Annotated in this window: 16 protein-coding genes; 5 read left to right on the top strand and 11 right to left on the bottom strand. The window is 71.6% G+C overall.

The genetic code is table 11. From position 1 onward, the window contains the following. Positions 1 to 11 precede the first annotated feature (11 nt). The 3 genes from rplT to infC all read right to left on the bottom strand — a co-directional run bounded on the left by rplT (position 12) and on the right by infC (position 1,349). Entirely contained in the window at positions 12 to 398 is a 387-nt protein-coding gene (gene rplT, locus IE290_RS08580) for a 50S ribosomal protein L20 (RefSeq protein ID WP_017981981.1), read from the bottom strand. A gap of 69 nt (positions 399 to 467) precedes the next feature. Beyond that, positions 468 to 662 (bottom strand): 50S ribosomal protein L35, encoded by a 195-nt coding sequence (gene rpmI, locus IE290_RS08585; protein WP_020420415.1) that lies wholly within the window; start codon positions 660 to 662, stop codon positions 468 to 470. Between the two features lie 72 nt (positions 663 to 734). Continuing rightward, positions 735 to 1,349 (bottom strand): translation initiation factor IF-3, encoded by a 615-nt coding sequence (infC, locus tag IE290_RS08590; RefSeq protein ID WP_094009115.1) that lies wholly within the window; start codon positions 1,347 to 1,349, stop codon positions 735 to 737. A gap of 210 nt (positions 1,350 to 1,559) precedes the next feature. On the opposite strand from infC, the gene IE290_RS08595 reads away from it, so the two are divergent. Next, complete coding sequence (locus IE290_RS08595) at positions 1,560 to 1,928, top strand: DUF1844 domain-containing protein (RefSeq protein WP_191244027.1); 369 nt, start codon at positions 1,560 to 1,562, stop codon at positions 1,926 to 1,928. Between the two features lie 873 nt (positions 1,929 to 2,801). Here IE290_RS08595 and IE290_RS08600 read toward each other — a convergent pair. Beyond that, positions 2,802 to 3,182, bottom strand: coding sequence for a RidA family protein (locus IE290_RS08600; RefSeq protein WP_191244028.1), 381 nt, complete (start codon positions 3,180 to 3,182; stop codon positions 2,802 to 2,804). 15 nt (positions 3,183 to 3,197) lie between these two features. Then, positions 3,198 to 3,941, bottom strand: coding sequence for an IclR family transcriptional regulator (locus IE290_RS08605; protein WP_191244029.1), 744 nt, complete (start codon positions 3,939 to 3,941; stop codon positions 3,198 to 3,200). 91 nt (positions 3,942 to 4,032) lie between these two features. Between IE290_RS08605 and IE290_RS08610 the strand changes: the two genes are divergently transcribed. Genes IE290_RS08610 through IE290_RS08620 form a run of 3 tightly spaced genes read left to right on the top strand, consistent with a single transcriptional unit; the run spans position 4,033 to position 8,303 of the window. Then, positions 4,033 to 5,334 carry an amino acid deaminase gene (locus IE290_RS08610; RefSeq protein ID WP_191244030.1) on the top strand — a complete coding sequence of 434 codons (1,302 nt, stop codon included), beginning with the start codon at positions 4,033 to 4,035 and terminating at the stop codon, positions 5,332 to 5,334. A 9-nt stretch (positions 5,335 to 5,343) separates the two neighbouring features. Then, entirely contained in the window at positions 5,344 to 6,924 is a 1,581-nt protein-coding gene (locus tag IE290_RS08615; protein WP_191244031.1) for an N-acyl-D-amino-acid deacylase family protein, read from the top strand. Further along, the gene (locus IE290_RS08620) at positions 6,921 to 8,303 is read left to right on the top strand and encodes a GntP family permease (RefSeq protein ID WP_191244032.1); all 1,383 of its coding nucleotides are present in this window, start codon (positions 6,921 to 6,923) and stop codon (positions 8,301 to 8,303) included. Before IE290_RS08615 ends, IE290_RS08620 begins: the two co-directional genes overlap by 4 nt. Positions 8,304 to 8,345: 42 nt before the next feature. Here IE290_RS08620 and IE290_RS08625 read toward each other — a convergent pair whose 3' ends face one another. From IE290_RS08625 to IE290_RS08635, 3 genes are read right to left on the bottom strand one after another with little or no spacing between them, the layout of a single operon-like run. After that, entirely contained in the window at positions 8,346 to 8,780 is a 435-nt protein-coding gene (locus IE290_RS08625) for a YbjQ family protein (RefSeq protein ID WP_191244033.1), read from the bottom strand. 20 nt (positions 8,781 to 8,800) lie between these two features. Continuing rightward, the gene (locus IE290_RS08630) at positions 8,801 to 9,472 is read right to left on the bottom strand and encodes a response regulator (protein ID WP_191244034.1); all 672 of its coding nucleotides are present in this window, start codon (positions 9,470 to 9,472) and stop codon (positions 8,801 to 8,803) included. Beyond that, positions 9,469 to 11,076 carry an ATP-binding protein gene (locus IE290_RS08635; protein WP_191244035.1) on the bottom strand — a complete coding sequence of 536 codons (1,608 nt, stop codon included), beginning with the start codon at positions 11,074 to 11,076 and terminating at the stop codon, positions 9,469 to 9,471. The genes IE290_RS08630 and IE290_RS08635 overlap by 4 nt, the downstream gene beginning before the upstream one ends. A gap of 197 nt (positions 11,077 to 11,273) precedes the next feature. Here IE290_RS08635 and IE290_RS08640 point away from each other — a divergent pair, with 197 nt between their 5' ends. Then, positions 11,274 to 12,584, top strand: a complete 1,311-nt coding sequence (locus IE290_RS08640) for a cation:dicarboxylate symporter family transporter (protein ID WP_191245080.1) — start codon at positions 11,274 to 11,276, stop codon at positions 12,582 to 12,584. Between the two features lie 268 nt (positions 12,585 to 12,852). Here IE290_RS08640 and IE290_RS08645 read toward each other — a convergent pair whose 3' ends face one another. The 3 genes from IE290_RS08645 to uvrA all read right to left on the bottom strand — a co-directional run bounded on the left by IE290_RS08645 (position 12,853) and on the right by uvrA (position 16,926). After that, positions 12,853 to 13,308 carry an SRPBCC family protein gene (locus IE290_RS08645; RefSeq protein ID WP_191244036.1) on the bottom strand — a complete coding sequence of 152 codons (456 nt, stop codon included), beginning with the start codon at positions 13,306 to 13,308 and terminating at the stop codon, positions 12,853 to 12,855. 20 nt (positions 13,309 to 13,328) lie between these two features. Beyond that, positions 13,329 to 13,805, bottom strand: coding sequence for a hypothetical protein (locus IE290_RS08650; RefSeq protein ID WP_191244037.1), 477 nt, complete (start codon positions 13,803 to 13,805; stop codon positions 13,329 to 13,331). A gap of 265 nt (positions 13,806 to 14,070) precedes the next feature. Further along, positions 14,071 to 16,926, bottom strand: coding sequence for an excinuclease ABC subunit UvrA (gene uvrA / locus IE290_RS08655; RefSeq protein ID WP_191244038.1), 2,856 nt, complete (start codon positions 16,924 to 16,926; stop codon positions 14,071 to 14,073). Between the last annotated feature and the right edge of the window lie 31 nt (positions 16,927 to 16,957).

The raw sequence follows: 16,957 nt of genomic DNA on the forward strand, positions 1-16,957 counted from the left end.
GGCGTGCTTGCTCAGGCCGACTTCTTCTCGTCGCTCGGCCCGGTCGTCACGTTCTGCTTGGCCAGCTCGGCCAGCGCGGTGAACGCCGCGGGGTCGTTGACGGCGAGGTCGGCGAGGATCTTGCGGTCGACCTCGACACCAGCGGCCTTGAGGCCCTGGATGAAGCGGTTGTAGGTCACGCCGTTCTGCCGCGCGGCCGCGTTGATGCGGGTGATCCACAGCTGGCGGAAGTCACCCTTGCGGGCACGGCGGTCCCGGTAGGCGTAGTTGAGCGAGTGGAGCATCTGCTCCTTCGCCTTGCGGTACAGCCGCGAGCGCTGGCCGCGGTAACCGCTGGCCAGTTCGAGAGTTGCGCGACGCTTCTTCTGGGCGTTGACCGCCCGCTTGACGCGTGCCACGGGTCCGTCCTGTCGATCTCAGGGGGCGCGATCGGCGCCCCGGGGGTTTACGGCGGAAGAGGAGAGGCTTCAGCGGCCGAGGAGCCGCTTGACCCGGCCGACGTCGTTCTTGGCGACCTCGCCGGTGCCCTCCAGACGACGGGTGACCCGGCTGGACTTCTTCTCCATCAGGTGGCGGCGGCCGGCCTTCTGGCGGCGAAGCTTGCCGGAGCCGGTGACCCGAATCCGCTTCGAGGTCCCGCTGTGCGTCTTCATCTTCGGCATTGAGTGCTCTCTTTCATGGTGCAGCACACCGGAGTTCCGGTGTGCTGCGAACTGCGTCGGTCGCGGCGCCCGTCAGGAGTCGACGGGTTCCTTGGCGGCCTTCTGCTTGGGCTTGGCGTTCTTGTGCGGCGCCAGCACCATGATCATGTTGCGGCCGTCCTGCTTCGGGGACGCCTCCACGTAACCGAGCTCGGCCACGTCTTCGGAGAGCTTCTGCAGCAGCCGGAAACCCAGCTCCGGCCTCGACTGCTCACGACCGCGGAACATGATGGTCACCTTGACCTTGTTCCCCGCGGCGAGGAAGCGGGACACGTGCCCCTTCTTCGTCTCGTAGTCGTGCTGGTCGATCTTCGGGCGCAGCTTCTGCTCTTTGATGACGGTGAGCTGCTGGTTACGGCGTGACTCGCGGGCCTTCTGCGCGCTCTCGTACTTGAACTTGCCGAAGTCCATGAGCTTGCAGACCGGCGGGCGCGCCTGCGGGGCGACCTCGACGAGGTCGAGATCCGCTTCCTGGGCGAGCCTGAGCGCATCCTCGATGCGGACGATGCCGACCTGTTCCCCGTTCGGTCCGACGAGCCGGACCTCGGGAACGCGGATGCGTTCGTTGATGCGTGTCTCGGAGCTGATGTGGCCTCCTTGGTCCGAGGTGTGTTGTCTAGCCTGCTCGACCTGGTGCCCACATACCACGGGCCCCGTCCCTGGCAGTTCTGCCCGGGATGCGGGGCCCAGCTTTTCCGATCACATCCGGCAGCGAATGCCGAACGTTCCGCCGCCATCGGCCAACGCCGGTGACGGGACCGGACCCGGCCGCCTCGTGCGGCGACTCGGGTGGGAGCGGGGCTCCACTTGCCGCCCCCGATTCCTCGGGGACTGGTCGCACGTGGAAGGGTACCAGACGTGCTTGACGATGGTTCCAACGCGCCCGACCCGGGCGATATTTCCCCGCCCGTCCGCGACCTGCAGGACATCCCCAGTGTCGAGGTCATCAGCCGGGCCGCGGTGATGCTGCTGTCCGCGGCGGCCGAGCGGCTCGGGCTCGCCGACGAGGACCCGGACACCAGCCCGCACCGCGACCTCGACGAGGCCCGGCGGCTGATCACTGCGCTGGCCGGGCTGGTCACCGCCTCGGCCGAGTACCTCGGTGTGCACGCCGCTCCGCTGCGTGACGGGCTGCAGTCGCTGCAGCGCGCCTTCCGGGAGGCCTCGGCGGTGCCGGACGCGCCTGGCCAGGGCCCCGGCGAGAAGTACACCGGACCGGTGATCTGAGGTTCCCCGGTGAGTGGACCACCCGCGGATGCGCGGCGCGCCGCAGGTGGATGAGTGCTGGTGAACGCCCGGCAGGGTTGCCCTGCCGGGCGTCTCTCGTGAGCGCGGGCAACGCGCGCGAGGCGCGGTGAGCGAGACGCCACGAGCGAGGGCCTGGCGAGCTAGGCCACGGCCGCCGGTGCGCGCGGCGCCTGCCGTCGGCGCGCGGGGCGCCGGGAGCGAGGGGGTGGCGAGCAAAGCGCGAGCCGCCGGGCGCGGGTGTGGCGAACAAGGTGCGAGCCGCCGGGGGCGCGGGCGTGGCGAACAAGGTGCCAGTAGCGAGGCGCCGCGCGTGAGGCACCGCGAGCGAGACGTGCCGCCGGCGCGCGAGGCGCCACGAGCGAGGCGTCGCGCGTGGGCGGGCAAGGTGCCAGCCGTCGGCGCGCGGGGCGCCAGAAGTGAGGCGCCGTGTGCGAGCCACCACGAGCGAGAGCGCGGCGAGCTATGCCCAGCCGCCGACGTGCGAGGCGCGGAGCGCCACCAGTGCGGCACGAGGCGCACAGCGCCAGGAGTGAGGCGCGAGGCGCAAGCGCCAGCAGTGAGGCGCGGCGAGCAAGGCGCCAGCCGCCGCGGCGCGGGGCGCTGGGAGCGAGGCACCGCGCGCGGAGCGCCGGGAGCGAGGCACCGCGCGCGGAGCGCCGGGAGCGAGACGCCGGCCGCCGGTGCGGGGGGCACCGGCGGCCAGCGGCCCTGGGAGGAGCCGCACCGGGTTGCCGCGGGGCGGGAAGCATCAGGCGGGACTCCACCGGGGCAGAACCGCTCGCCCTGGGAATTCCGCCACCTGCCATCCCGCCGGAAGCAACCCGGTACCTGACCTCCCGGGAGCCCGCGAGATCAGTCCAGGACCGCCAGCAGGTCGATCTCCACCAGCAGGCCCTTCGGCAGCCCGACGTACACCGTGGTGCGCGCGGGGTACGGCTCGGGGATCAGCTCGTTGTAGACCTCGTTGAACTCCGCGAAGTGGCCGGTGTCGGTGAGGTACGCGCGGACCATCACGACGTCCTCCCAGCCCGCGCCGGCCTCGGTGAGCACCGCCTCCAGGTTCTTGAACACCTGGCGCGTCTGCTCACCCACGGAGGTCCCGACGACCTCCCCGGTCTTCGGGTCGAACGGGACCTGCCCGGCCAGCTGGAGGATGTTGCCCTTGCGCACCGCGGGCGAGTAGTTCGCCGCGGGCTTGGGGGCGTTGTCCGTGCTGATCGCGACCTTCGGCATGTAGGGGTTCCTTCCTCACCGGGTCCATCCATTGTGGAGGGACGCGTCCTCGGCGGCGGCCCGCAGGTCCGGCAGCAGCGCCAGCAGGCCGTCGTGGTCCAGCAACACCTTCGGCACCGACAGGGACACCGCCGCCAGCACCGTGCCACCGGGGCCGCGCACCGGCGCGGCGATGCAGTGGATGAAGTCCTCGTGCTCGGCGTCGTCCACCGCGTACCCGCGCTCGGCGACCCTCGCCAGCTCGGCGAGGTACGCCTCGGCCGTGGTGATCGTGTTCGCGGTCAGCGGCGGGTAGTCCAGCCCGTGCGCGATCTTCTCCCGCTGCGCCGGCGGCAGCGCGGCGACCAGGACCTTGCCGACCGCCGTGCAGTGCAGCGGCGCGCGCTTGCCCACGCGCGAGTACATCCGCACGCTGTGCCGGCCCTCGTACTTGTCGACGTAGACGACCTCGCCGTCCTCGTAGGTCGCCAGGTGCACGGTGTGCCCGGTGCGCTCGTTGAGCGCGGCCAGCGCGGGCGCGGACTCGCGCCGCACGTCGCGGCCCTCCAGCGCGCGGCTGGCCAGGTCGAACAGGGCACTGCCGAGCCGGTAGTGCCGGGTCCCCTCGCGCTGCACGAAGTGCTGCGTCTCCAGGGTGCGCAACAGGCGCAGCACCGTCGACTTGTGCACCCCGAGCTCACCGGCCAGCTCGTCGAGCGTGCTCGCGCCGCCGGCGAGCGCGGTCAACAGGCTCAGCCCGCGATCAAGACTCTGGCTCACGCTCACTCCGTTGACCCGCCACGCACCGGATGCTACACCTATCGCATTCATTCTGCGCAACGGACGTTGCACAACACGCAACGGAGTTCGAATGGCTTCCTCCGACTGCACCCTCGACCCGGCAGCGCTGGCGGCGATCGCCGGCGAACGGCTCGACTGGCGGTTCAAATCCCTCCCCGCCGACCTGTGGGGCTCCACCCTCGCCGAGGCCGCCGCACGCAGGCCCGGCCTGTTCACCGGCGGATTCGTCGGCCCGGTCGTGGTGCTGGAGGCGGACGCGCTGGAGCACAACCTGCGGACCATGGCCGACTGGTGCGCCCGGGCCGGGGTGCAGCTCGCGCCGCACGGCAAGACCACCATGGCGCCGCAACTGTTCGCACGGCAGGCCGAACACGGCGCATGGGGCATCACCGCGGCCAACGCGAGCCAGCTGCGGATCTACCGCGCCTTCGGCGTGTCCCGGATCCTGCTGGCGAACCAGCTCGTCGACCCCGCGGCGCTGCGCTGGCTCGGCGCGGAGCTGGACGCGCACCCGGAGTTCGAGTTCAGCTGCTGGATCGACTCGGTCGCCTCGGTCGAGCTGATGACCGAGGCGCTGCGCGGCACCGGCCGGCAGGTCGACGTACTGGTCGAACTGGGCGGGGACGGCGGCCGCACCGGCGCCCGCGACCTGGACACCGCGCTGGAGGTCGCCGAGGCCGCGCACGCCAGCCCGGCCCTGCGCCTGGCCGGCACCGGCGGCTACGAGGGCGCGCTGGCCCACGACCCGAGCCCAGCGTCCCGGCACACGGTCGGCACCTACCTGGGCCGCCTGCGCGAACTCACCCTCGCGATCGCCCGGCGCGGCCTGTTCACCGGGCTGGACCAGGTGATCGTCACCGCGGGCGGCAGCGCGTACTTCGACCAGGTCGCCGCCGCCCTCACCGCGGACTGGGACGGCCTGCCGGTCGTGCCGGTCCTGCGCAGCGGCGCGTACCTGACCCACGACGACGGCTTCTACCGCGGCATCTCCCCGCTCGGCGAGCAGCCGCGCATTGCCGGCACCCCGCGGTTCCGCTCCGCGTTGCGCGCCTGGGCGCAGGTCACCTCGCGCCCCACCGACGACCTCGCCCTGCTGACGCTGGGCAAGCGGGACGCCTCGTTCGACGAGGGCCTGCCGGAACCGCAGTGGCACCGGCGCCCCGGCGAGCCGGCCACGCAGCTGACCGGCCACACCGTCACCGCGCTCAACGACCAGCACGCCTTCGTCGCGCTGCCACCGGATTCGCCGCTGCGCGTGGGCGACTGGGTCGGGCTCGGCCTGTCCCACCCGTGCACCGTGTTCGACAAGTGGCCGCTGCTGCCCGTGGTCGACGGCGACACCGTCGTGGACTTCGTCCGCACCTACTTCTAGGAGGCCGGAATGGACCTCGTCCTGCGGGGCGCCCGGATCGCCGACGGCACCGGCGCTCCCCTGTTCCGGGCCGACGTCGGCATCACGAGCGGCCGGATCACCGGGATCGGACCGGGCCTGACCGGCACGCGCGTGATCGACGCGGACGGGCTCGTGCTCGCGCCCGGGTTCGTCGACATGCACTCGCACTCCGACCTTCAGCTGCTCGCCGCGCCAGACCACCTGGCGAAGGTCTCCCAGGGCGTGACCACCGAAGTGCTCGGCCAGGACGGGCTGTCCTACGCCCCGGTGGACGACACCACGCTGGCCGCGCTGCGCGAACAGCTCGCCGGCTGGAACGACGATCCGCCCGGGTTCGACTGGAACTGGCGCTCGGTCGGCGAGTACCTGGACCGGCTCGACCGCGGCATCGCCGTCAACGCCGCCTACCTGGTCCCGCAGGGCACCGTCCGGATGCTCGCCGTCGGGTTCGACGACCGGCCGCCGACGGAGTCCGAACTGGACCGGATGCGCGAGCTGGTCGCGACCGGCCTGGACGAGGGCGCGGTCGGCATGTCCTCGGGCCTGACCTACACGCCGGGCATGTACGCCGATGACGACGAGCTGGTCGCGCTGTGCGAGGTGGTCGGCGCGCGCGGCGGCTACTACAGCCCGCACCACCGCAGCTACGGCGCCGGTGCGCTGGAGGCGTTCGCCGAGATGGTCGAGGTGTGCCGTCGCGCGAAGTGCCCGCTGCACCTGGCGCACGCCACGATGAACTTCTCGGTCAACAAGGGCAAAGCACCTGATCTGCTGCAGCTGCTGGACGAGGCGCTCGACGACGGCGTGGACATCACCCTCGACACCTACCCGTACCTGCCCGGCGCGACGTATCTCTCGGCGCTGCTGCCGAGCTGGGCGGCCGAGGGCGGGATCGACGCGACACTGGCACGACTGTCCGATCCGGACACCCGGGAGCGGATCCGCGCCGAGATCGAGGAAACCGGCTCCGACGGCGCCCACGGGGTGCCGATCGACTGGGAGTGCATCGAGATCAACGGCGTGCGCAGGGCCGAGAACGCCCATCTGGTCGGGCATTCCGTGGCCGAGTCCGCGCGCCGCGCCGGGGTGCCCGCCGCGCGGCTGTACTTCGACGTGCTGATCTCCGAGCGGCTCGGCACGTCGTGCCTGATGCACGTCGGGCACGAGGAGAACGTGCGGACGATCATGCGGCACCGCACGCACACCGGGGGCAGCGACGGGCTGCTGGTGGGCGACCGCCCGCACCCGCGGGCCTGGGGCACCTTCCCCCGCTACCTCGCCCGGTACGTGCGGGAACTGGGCGTGCTCGAGCTGGCCGAGTGCGTCGCGCACCTGACCGGGCGCGCGGCGCGGCGGCTGCGGCTGACCGACCGCGGACTGGTCAAGCCGGGGTACGCGGCCGACCTGGTGCTGTTCGACCCGGACACCGTCGCCGACACGGCCACCTTCGACCACCCGCGGCAGCAGGCCGCGGGCATCCCCTACGTCTTCGTCAACGGCGTCGCGGCCATCGACGACGGCAGGCCGACCGGCGCGCTCGCCGGCCACTCCCTCAGGAGGTCCGCTTGATCGACTGGCTGCAGCACTCGACCCCGGGGCTGCTCACCCTCGCCGCGGTGTCCATCGCCGTCCTGCTGGTCATGATCATCCGGTTCAAGACCGAACCGTTCATCGCCCTGATCATCATCGGGCTGCTCACCGCGCTGGCCGCCGGGCTGCCGGTCGGCACGATCGTCGGCACCGCGCAGAAGACGTCGGACTCGTTGCTGGAGAAGGGGTTCGGCGGCATCCTCGGGCACATCGCCGCGATCATCGGACTGGGCACGCTGCTCGGCGCGATCCTGGAGAAGTCGGGCGGGGCGCGGGTGCTGACCGGCGCGCTGCTGCGGGCGTTCGGCGAGAAACGCGCGCCGCTGGCGATGGGGCTGGCCGGACTGATCTTCGGGGTCCCGGTGTTCTTCGACATCGGCATCTTCGTGCTCGCGCCGCTGGTCTACGTCGCCGCGCGGCAGGGCGGCCGGTCGCTGCTGCTGTACTGCCTGCCGCTGCTGGCCGGGTTGTCGATGACGCACGCGTTCATCCCGCCGCACCCGGGGCCGGTGGCGGCGGCCGGCCTGCTGCACGTCGACCTCGGCTGGATCATCCTGATGGGCGCGGTCTGCGGGCTGCCGGCGTGGTTCCTAGCCGGGGTGGTGTTCCCGTCGTGGATCGGCAAGCGGATGAACATCGAGGTGCCGGCCGAGATGATCGTCGACTCCGACGGCGACGAGGGGCCCGGGCCGTCGCTGGGGCTGGTGTCGGCGATCATCGCGGTGCCGCTGGTGCTGATCCTGGCCGGCACGTTCGGCAGCATCTGGCTGCCGAAGAACTCGGTGCCCGCGGGCGTCGCGGCGTTCGTCGGCACGCCCGCGGTGGCGCTCACGATCGCCGTGCTGCTCGCGTCCTGGCTGCTGGGCACGCGCCGCGGGATGACCGGCAAGGAGCTGTCCGCGTTGTCGGCCGCCGCGCTGCGGCCGGTGGCGATGCTGCTGCTGGTGGTCGGCGCGGGCGCGTTCTTCGGCGCGGTGCTGTCGGCGACCGGGATCGGCAAGGCGGTCGCCGATTCGCTGCAGGCCGGTGGCCTGCCGGTGATCGCGGCCGCCTACGTGATCAGCTGCGGGCTGCGGCTCGCGCAGGGCTCGGCGACGGTCGCGATCGTGACCACCGGCGGCATCGTCGCGCCGAGCGTGGCCGAGCTCGGGTACTCGCAGGCGCAGCTGGCGCTGATCGTGGTCGCGATCGCCGCCGGGTCGATCATCGCCTCGCACGTCAACGACGGCGGGTTCTGGATCGTGTCGCGTTACTTCGGCCTGACCGTCGGCGAGACGCTCAAGACCTGGACGGTGCTGGAAACCATCCTGTCCCTGTCGGGGTTCGCCATGGCCGCGATCCTGATGGCCGTCGTGTAGTGGCGCGGGCTCGCCGCCCCGGGGGCGGCGAGCCCGGAGGCGTCACTGCTGCGGGAACTGGCCCTGCGGCTGCTGCTGGTACTGCTGCTGCTGCGCGACCTGCTGGGCGTTCGGGTCCGCACCGTCGGGCACCACGTACACCGCCGTGCCGTAGGCGGCGATCTCGCTCGCGGTCTGGGCGATCTCGTTGCAGTCGAAGCGCATGCTCAGCACCGCGTTCGCGCCGAAGGCCATCGCCTCCTGGCAGAGCCGCCCCAGCGCCTCGTACCGGGAGTCGGACAGCAGCTTCGACAGGCCCTTCAGCTCACCGCCCGCCATCGCCTTGAACCCGGCGCCCATGGTGGAGAACATGTTCCGGCTGCGCACGGTCAGCCCGAACACCTCGCCGTACACGCGCACGACCCGGTAGCCCGGCAAATCATTCATAGTGGACAGCAGGATCGGGAACCGCGGCTGCTGCTGGTAAGGCTGGCTCATGCCGCGGATCGTAGCGCCCTTCAGGTCACGGCCCGGTACCAAACCTCGGGGCGCCCGACCTGTCCGTATCGCGGTTCTCGCCGGGCGAGTCCGTTGTCGGCCAGGTATTCCAGGTAGCGCCGCGCGGTCACCCGGGACACGCCGGTCGCGGTGGCTGCCGCGCCCGCGGACAGCCCGTCCGGTTCCTCCCGCAACGCCGAGACCACCGCGTCCAGGGTCTGGCCGCTCATCCCCTTCGGCAACGCGGTCGCCACCGGCGAGCGCAGCGCCGCGAACGCCCGGTCCACCTCGGACTGTCCCACCTCACCGGTTTCGGCGAAACTTTCGCGGAACTTCGCGTACCGGTCGAGTTTGTCCCGCAGCGAGGCGAAGGTGAACGGCTTGATCAGGTACTGCACGATCCCGACCGACACCGCGGCCTTGACCACCGCCAGGTCGCGGGCGGAGGTCACCGCGATCACGTCCACCGGGTTGCCGGCGGCCCGCAGCGCCCGGCACACCGCGAGACCGTGCGTGTCCGGCAGGTAGAAGTCGAGCAGCACCAGGTCGGCGGTGTCGCGCTCGAAGAACCGCAACGCCTCCGCCCCGGAATGGACGACCGCGGCGACCGTGAACCCGGCGATCCGCTCCACATACGTCCGATGCGCCTCGGCGGCGACCGGGTCGTCCTCGACCACGAGTACCCGGATCACCGCGGCACCTCCTGCCGCACCGGCAGCCGCACGGTGAACACCGCGCCCTCCGCCGTGGTCACGTCCACGCTCCCGCCGTTGCGCCGCACCACCTGCCCGACCAGCGCCAGCCCCAGGCCGTGACCGTCCGGTTTGGTCGTCCAGCCCCGCTCGAACACCCGCCGCCGGACCTCGTCCGGCACGCCCCGGCCGGTGTCGGCGACGCGCAGCAGCAACTCCCGCCCCTCGATCTTCGCGGTCACTGTGACGCGCGGCCGTCCCGGGCGCTCCCCCGCGGCCTCGATGGCCGCGTCGATCGCGTTGTCGATCAGGTTGCCCAGCACGGTGATCAGGTCGCGGGGCTCGATGCCGGTGTCGGTGTCCTCGATCGCGGTGTCCTCGGTGAGCACCAGTTCCGCGCCGCGCTCGCTGGCCTCGGCGGTCTTGCCGAGCAGCAGCGCGGCCAGCACCGGCTCGGCGACCGCGCCCACGACCTGGTCGGTGAGCCGTTGCGCGATCTCCAGCTCGGCGGTGGCGAACTCGATCGCCTCCTGCGTGCGGCCCATCTCCACCAGCGACACCACCGTGTGCAGGCGGTTGGCCGCCTCGTGCGCCTGCGACCGCAGCGACTCGGCGAGGCCGCGGGCGGTGGTCAGCTCGCCGGTGAGCAGCTGCAGGTCGGTGTGGTCGCGCAGGGTGACGACCGTGCCGTGGTCGTTCGCCCGGGCGCGGGAGCGCACCGGCGCGGTGCTCACGACCAGCACCCGCACGTCGGTCAGGTGGATTTCGTCGCGCCGTGGCTCCTGTCCGCGCAGCGCGCCGACCAGGCTCGGTGGCAGTCCCAGCGCGGTGACCGGGGTGCCGGTGGGATCGGCGTCCAGCCCGAGCAGCTCGCGGGCGGCGTCGTTGCACAGCACGACCCGTTCGTCCGCGCCGACCAGCACCAGCCCCTCGCGCACCGCGTGCAGGGTCGCCTCGTAGTAGGCGAAGACGCTGCTCAGCTCGGCCGGGGCGAGGCCGCGGGTCTGCCGGCGCAGGCGGCTGCTCACCAGGTAGCTGCCGGCGATCCCGACCACCAGCGCGGCGCCGGCCACCGCGGCGAGCGTCCAGATCCGCTGCGCCAGCGCCGCCGAGATCGCGTCGACCTTGATGCCGACCGACACCAGGGCGACCACGTTCCGCTGCTCGTCGAAGACCGGCACCACCGCGCGCATCGACGGGCCGAGGGTGCCGGTGTAGGTCTCGGTGTAGACCCGGCCCTGCCGGGCGACGTCGATCGTGCCGAGGAACTTCTGCCCGATCAGCTCCGGGTTCGGGTGGGTGTAGCGGATGCCGTCCGGGTCCATGATCGTGACGAAGTCGACCCCGGTGTCGCGCCGCACCTGCTCGGCGAAGGGCTGCAGTTCGGTGCTCGGCGCGGGCAGCCGCAACGCGGACAGCACCGTCGGCGAGTCGGCCAGCGTGCTCGCGATGGCGACGACCTTGTCCTGGGCGCGGGCGTCCACCGCGCGGGCGGCGTCGAAGTAGGCCAGCAGCGCGCCCACCGCGACCAGCACGGCCACTCCCGCCACCTGCAGCAGGAGCAGCTGCCGCGCGAGGCTCCAGCGCCGGCTCGTGATCCGCACCCCGCCATCCCAGCACACCGGACGTTCGCCCGGGGACACCGGTGGCGGCGCGAACTCTATGAACATAACGGTGACGGGGGTCATAAGGGTGGCTGATAGTCACTCGCAAGCTGCGCCGAGGAAGGCGCGCCTCGTCCCCACAGGAGGCAACGTTGCCTACGGCACAACCGTCCGGCGTGAAACCGCGTCGCGACCGGATGCATTACCTCTACCTCGCGGTGGTCGCCGCGGTGGTGCTCGGTGTCGCGGTCGGGATCCTGTTCCCCGGCTTCGGCAAGAGCCTCGCCTGGCTCGGCACCGGGTTCGTGAACCTGATCAAGATGATGATCTCGCCGATCATCTTCTGCACGATCGTGCTCGGCATCGGGTCGGTCGCCAAGGCGGCCAAGGTCGGCAAGGTCGGCCTGATGGCCATCGGCTACTTCCTGGTGATGTCCACGTTCGCCCTGGCGATCGGGCTGATCGTGGGCAACCTGCTGCACCCGGGCAGCGGCCTGCACCTGGACCCGTCGTCGATCGCGAAGGCGCAGGAACAGGCCAGCAAGGGCAGCGAGGGCACCACCGACTTCGTGCTCGGCATCATCCCGACCTCGCTGGTGTCGTCGTTCACCGAGGGCTCGGTGCTGCAGACCCTGCTGGTCGCGCTGCTCGCCGGGTTCGCGCTGCAGAAGATGGGTGAGGCAGGCAAGCCGATCCTGCGCGGCATCGAGCACATCCAGAAGCTCGTGTTCCGCATCCTGGCGATGATCATGTGGGCCGCGCCGGTGGGCGCGTTCGGCGCGATCGCCGCCGTCGTCGGCGCGACCGGGTGGAACGCGTTGAAGAGCCTCGCGGTGGTGATGGTCGGGTTCTACGTGACGTGCGCGCTGTTCGTGGCGATCGTGCTCGGCGCGATCCTGTGGCTCGGCGCGCGGATCAACATCTTCAGCCTGCTGCGCTACCTCGCCCGCGAGTTCATCCTGATCGTGTCGACGTCCTCGTCGGAGTCGGCGCTGCCGCGGCTGATCGCGAAGATGGAGCACCTGGGTGTGTCCAAACCGGTCGTCGGCATCACGGTGCCGACGGGGTATTCGTTCAACCTGGACGGCACCGCGATCTACCTGACGATGGCGACGCTGTTCATCGCCACCGCGCAGGGCAGCCCGCTGTCGGTCGGCGAGCAGATCTCCCTGCTGGTGTTCATGATCATCGCGTCGAAGGGCGCGGCCGGTGTGAGCGGCGCGGGCCTGGCGACCCTGGCTGGCGGGCTGCAGTCGCACCGGCCGGACCTGGTCGGCGGGGTCGGGTTCATCCTCGGCATCGACCGGTTCATGTCCGAGGCGCGCGCGGTGACCAATTTCGCCGGCAACGCCGTGGCGACCGTCGTCATCGGGTCGTGGACCAAGGAGTTCGACCGGTCGCGGGCCCAGCGGGTGCTGTCCGGGCAGGACCCGTTCAACGAGACCACGCTGGTGGACGACCGTCCGGCGGCCGAACCGGAGCGGGAGCCCGTGAAGGCCGGCGTCTGAGGCGGGCCCGGCGGCTGGTGATCTCGCGATGACCGGCCGCCGGCGCCGCGCCGGGATCGCCGGCTCCCCCATGCCGTCCGCCGGCTGCGGTCACCCCGCACCCGTGCCGGCCGGACAGCGCGTGCCCCACACCGTCACCTCGGGCGGGGTCACGCGCGGCTGTCTGAATGTTCCGGCGAATCCGGCCCGACCGGCCGGATTCGCCGGTTCTGTCCTCGCCCGGACACGGCGGCTGGGCCGCGTGCGACGCCGGTGATCCTGATGTCTCTCAGCGCGCGCCCGTCGCGCTGAGGTGGGATTCGAGCCCGCGCCAGCCACGTCGCATCATGAGGGCGTGGTTGGCGCGGAACACCGGCCGGGCCAGCGGCGAGAGCGTGCGCAGCAACGGTTTCGTGGCGATGACCTGTTGCGTGATCTCCAGGCGGGTGCCGCCGGGGAGCTGGAGCGCGGTGGCGGCCAGCGAGCCCTCCAGGTCGCCGGTGAGGTGGACCCGCATGCGGCCGGTGTCGCGGTCCTCCTCGGCGCGCCGCATGCGGATGACGAGCGCGTACGGCAGGACGGCGCGGCAGACGAGCTGGGCCGTGTCGTCGTCCACCCGGGTCACCTCACGCACGTCCGGCCACCAGCGCGGATATCCGGCGACATCGGTGACCGCGTCGAAGACGGTGCGCACGGGTGAGGACAGCAGCCAGGTGTCCCGGAAGTGGTAGGCGTTGACCCGCATGCGACCAGTATGCGTGGAGATCAATAGCCGAACCCCCCGTCGCCGTCCGCGGGAGTCCCGGTCGTCTTCGTCCCGGACGGGCTGATCGCGAACCAGGTGCCGTCGACGCCCTGGCCGCGGGCCTGGCCCGGCGCGGTGTCGTCGGCGTAGCGGTACAGCGGCCAGCCGCCGAGGGTGAGCTGACGGACGCCGTCCGGGCGGACGAGCACCCCGGCCAGCCCCGCGTCGATCCCGTCGGTGGTGGGCGCGGCGGGGCCTGCGTCCGCCGGCGGCCACCGGACCGCGCACGGGCCGTCGCAGTTGCTCGCCGGTGGCGACGCGGAGTCCCGGTCGAACCGGTACAACGTCCGGCCCTGGCTGTCGGCGACGACCTCCCCCAGGCCGTTGATGGCGGCGACGCGCAGGTCGGCGGCCGGTCCCTCCGGCGTCGCCGGGCCGCAGGCGGACCCGAGCGCCGCCACGATCACGGCGACGATCGGGATGAACAGGCGGGTCATGGGCACCTCCCCGCGACGGGAGCCCCGGCTCGGGCGACCGGGTCACCCCATGACACGAGAGGGCCCGCCGCGCGGTTCACCGGCCGGCCGACGCTGAGGGTGCACCGCGAGGGCGCCCCGGCGCACCTGCTCGCACCCGCCGTCACCGCCGGCGGTAGGGCCCGGGCCACGACCTGGGCCGCACCGCCGGAGGGACCGATCGTGCCGCACGCGATCCCGACCCGGCCGCGGAACGCGCCGCGCGGGCGCGCGGCGCGTTCCGGAATCAGTTGAGCAGGTCCTGCAGGAACTTGCCCGTGTAGCTCTCGCCGACCTGGGCGACGTCTTCGGGCGTGCCCTCGGCGACGATCATGCCGCCGCCGGAACCGCCCTCGGGGCCGAGGTCGATGACCCAGTCCGAGGTCTTGATCACGTCGAGGTTGTGCTCGATCACGATCACCGTGTTGCCCTTGTCGACCAGGCCGTTGATGACGCCGAGCAGCTTGCGGATGTCCTCGAAGTGCAGGCCGGTGGTCGGCTCGTCGAGGATGTACACCGTCTTGCCGGTCGAGCGCTTCTGCAGCTCGCTGGCGAGCTTCACGCGCTGCGCCTCGCCACCGGACAGCGTCGGCGCCGGCTGGCCCAGCCGGACGTAACCCAGGCCCACGTCCACCAGCGTTTGCAGGTGCCGGTGGATCGCCTTGATCGGCTCGAAGAACTCGGCGGCCTCCTCGATCGGCATGTCCAGCACGTCGGAGACCGTCTTGCCCTTGTAGTGCACCTCGAGCGTCTCGCGGTTGTACCGGGCGCCCTTGCAGACCTCGCACGGCACGTACACGTCGGGCAGGAAGTTCATCTCGATCTTGATGGTGCCGTCGCCGGCGCACGCCTCGCAGCGGCCGCCCTTGACGTTGAACGAGAACCGGCCCGGCTGGTAGCCGCGCACCTTCGCCTCGGTGGTGGCCGCGAACAGCTTGCGCACGTGGTCCCACACGCCGGTGTAGGTGGCCGGGTTGGACCGCGGGGTGCGGCCGATCGGCGACTGGTCGACCCGCACCAGCTTGTCCACCTGGTCCAGGCCGCGCACGCGGGTGTGCCGTCCGGGCACCTGGCGGGCGCCGTTGAGCTTGTTCGCCAGCACGGTCGCGAGGATGTCGTTGACCAGCGTCGACTTGCCCGAGCCGGACACGCCGGTGACCGACACCAGGCAGCCCAGCGGGAACGACACGTCCACGCCGCGCAGGTTGTGCTCCCGCGCGCCCACCACGGTCAGCTGCCGCTTCTTGTTCACCGGCCGCCGGATCGCCGGCACCGGGATGACCTCCTGGCCGGACAGGTACGCGCCGGTCAGCGACTTCTTGTTCTTGAGCAGCTTCGTGAACGGTCCGCTGTGGACGATGTGCCCGCCGTGCTCGCCCGCGCCCGGCCCGATGTCGACCACCCAGTCGCTGGCGCGGATGGTGTCCTCGTCGTGCTCGACGACGATCAGCGTGTTGCCCAGGTCGCGTAGCCGGGTCAGCGTGTCGATCAGGCGGCGGTTGTCCCGCTGGTGCAGGCCGATCGACGGCTCGTCCAGCACGTAGAGCACACCCACCAGGCCGGAGCCGATCTGGGTGGCCAGCCGGATGCGCTGGGCCTCGCCGCCGGACAGCGTGGCCGAGGCCCGGTCCAGCGACAGGTAGTTCAGGCCCACGTCGAGCAGGAAGCGCAGCCGCGCCTGGATCTCCTTGAGCACCGCGCCGGCGATCATCGCCTCGCGCTGCCCCAGCTTGAGGCCGTCGAGGAACTCCGAGGCCTCCTCGATGGACAGGGCGCACACCTCGGCGATGGAACGCTCGCCGCGCTCGGCGTGCTCGAGGGTGACCGCGAGGATCTCCGGCTTGAGCCGGCTGCCCTGGCACGCGGGGCACGGCACCTCGCGCATGTAGCCCTCGTACCGCTCGCGCATGTACTCGGACTCGGTCTGGTCCAGCCGCCGCTCCAGGAACGGGATGACGCCCTCGAAGCTGGCGTAGTAGCTGCGCTGACGGCCGTAGCGGTTGCGGTAGCGGACGTGGACCTGCTCGTCGACGCCGTGCAGGACCGCCTTCTGCGCCTTCGCGGGCAGCTTGCGCCACGGCGTGTCCATGCGGAACCCGATGGTCTCCGACAGCGACTCCAGCAGCCGCTGGAAGTACTCGGCGCTCTGCCCGCCCGACCACGGCGCGATCGCGCCCTCGGCCAGCGACAGCTCGTCGTCGGGCACCACCAGCTCCGGGTCGACCTCCTTGCGGATGCCGATGCCGGTGCACTCCGGGCACGCGCCGTAGGGCGAGTTGAACGAGAACGAGCGGGGTTCGAGGTCCTCGATGGCCAGCGGGTGCCCGTTCGGGCAGGCCAGGTTCTCGGAGAACCCGCGGATGCGGTGCGGGTCGCCCTCCGGCAGGTCGACGAACTCCAGCTCGACCAGGCCGTCGGCCAGGCGCAGCGCGGTCTCGACCGAGTCGGTCAGCCGCTGCTTGGCCGAGGTCTTGACGGTGAGCCGGTCGACCACGACCCCGATGTGGTGCTTCTCCTGCTTCTTCAGCTTCGGCGGGTCGGTGAGCTGGTACACCTGCCCGTCGATGCGCGCCCGCGAGTAGCCCTGCTGCTGGAGGTTGCTGAACAGGTCGAGGTACTCGCCTTTGCGGCCGCGCACGACCGGAGCGAGCACCTGGAACCGGGTGCCCTGCTCCATGGCCAGCACCTGGTCGACGATCTGCTGCGGGGTCTGCTTGCTGATCGGCTCACCGCACTGCGGGCAGTGCGCCTTGCCGGCGCGCGCGTAGAGCAGCCGGAGGTAGTCGTAGACCTCGGTGATCGTGCCCACGGTGGAGCGCGGGTTGCGCGAGGTGGACTTCTGGTCGATCGACACCGCGGGCGACAGGCCCTCGATGAAGTCGACGTCCGGTTTGTCCATCTGCCCCAGGAACTGCCGGGCGTAGGCCGACAGCGACTCCACGTACCGCCGCTGCCCCTCGGCGAAGATCGTGTCGAAGGCCAGGCTCGACTTGCCCGACCCGGACAGGCCGGTGAACACGATCAGGCTGTCCCGGGGCAGGTCGAGGTCGACGCCGCGGAGGTTGTGCTCGCGCGCACCGCGAACAACGAGGCGATCAGCCACGGATGAGGTCCCTTCCCTGGAATGTGACGGC

This window comes from Amycolatopsis deserti (genome assembly GCF_014653945.1).
Taxonomy (GTDB): Bacteria; Actinomycetota; Actinomycetes; order Mycobacteriales; family Pseudonocardiaceae; genus Amycolatopsis_E; species Amycolatopsis_E deserti.

Bases quoted from the DNA above. Each gene is read 5' to 3' on its own strand.
- rpmI (WP_020420415.1), bottom strand. From the start codon at position 662: ATGCCGAAGATGAAGACGCACAGCGGGACCTCGAAGCGGATTCGGGTC.
- IE290_RS08600 (WP_191244028.1), bottom strand. From the start codon at position 3,182: ATGCCGAAGGTCGCGATCAGCACGGACAACGCCCCCAAGCCCGCGGCG.
- IE290_RS08610 (WP_191244030.1), top strand. From the start codon at position 4,033: ATGGCTTCCTCCGACTGCACCCTCGACCCGGCAGCGCTGGCGGCGATC.
- IE290_RS08615 (WP_191244031.1), top strand. From the start codon at position 5,344: ATGGACCTCGTCCTGCGGGGCGCCCGGATCGCCGACGGCACCGGCGCT.
- IE290_RS08625 (WP_191244033.1), bottom strand. From the start codon at position 8,780: ATGAGCCAGCCTTACCAGCAGCAGCCGCGGTTCCCGATCCTGCTGTCC.
- IE290_RS08640 (WP_191245080.1), top strand. From the start codon at position 11,274: ATGCATTACCTCTACCTCGCGGTGGTCGCCGCGGTGGTGCTCGGTGTC.
- IE290_RS08645 (WP_191244036.1), bottom strand. From the start codon at position 13,308: ATGCGGGTCAACGCCTACCACTTCCGGGACACCTGGCTGCTGTCCTCA.
- IE290_RS08650 (WP_191244037.1), bottom strand. From the start codon at position 13,805: ATGACCCGCCTGTTCATCCCGATCGTCGCCGTGATCGTGGCGGCGCTC.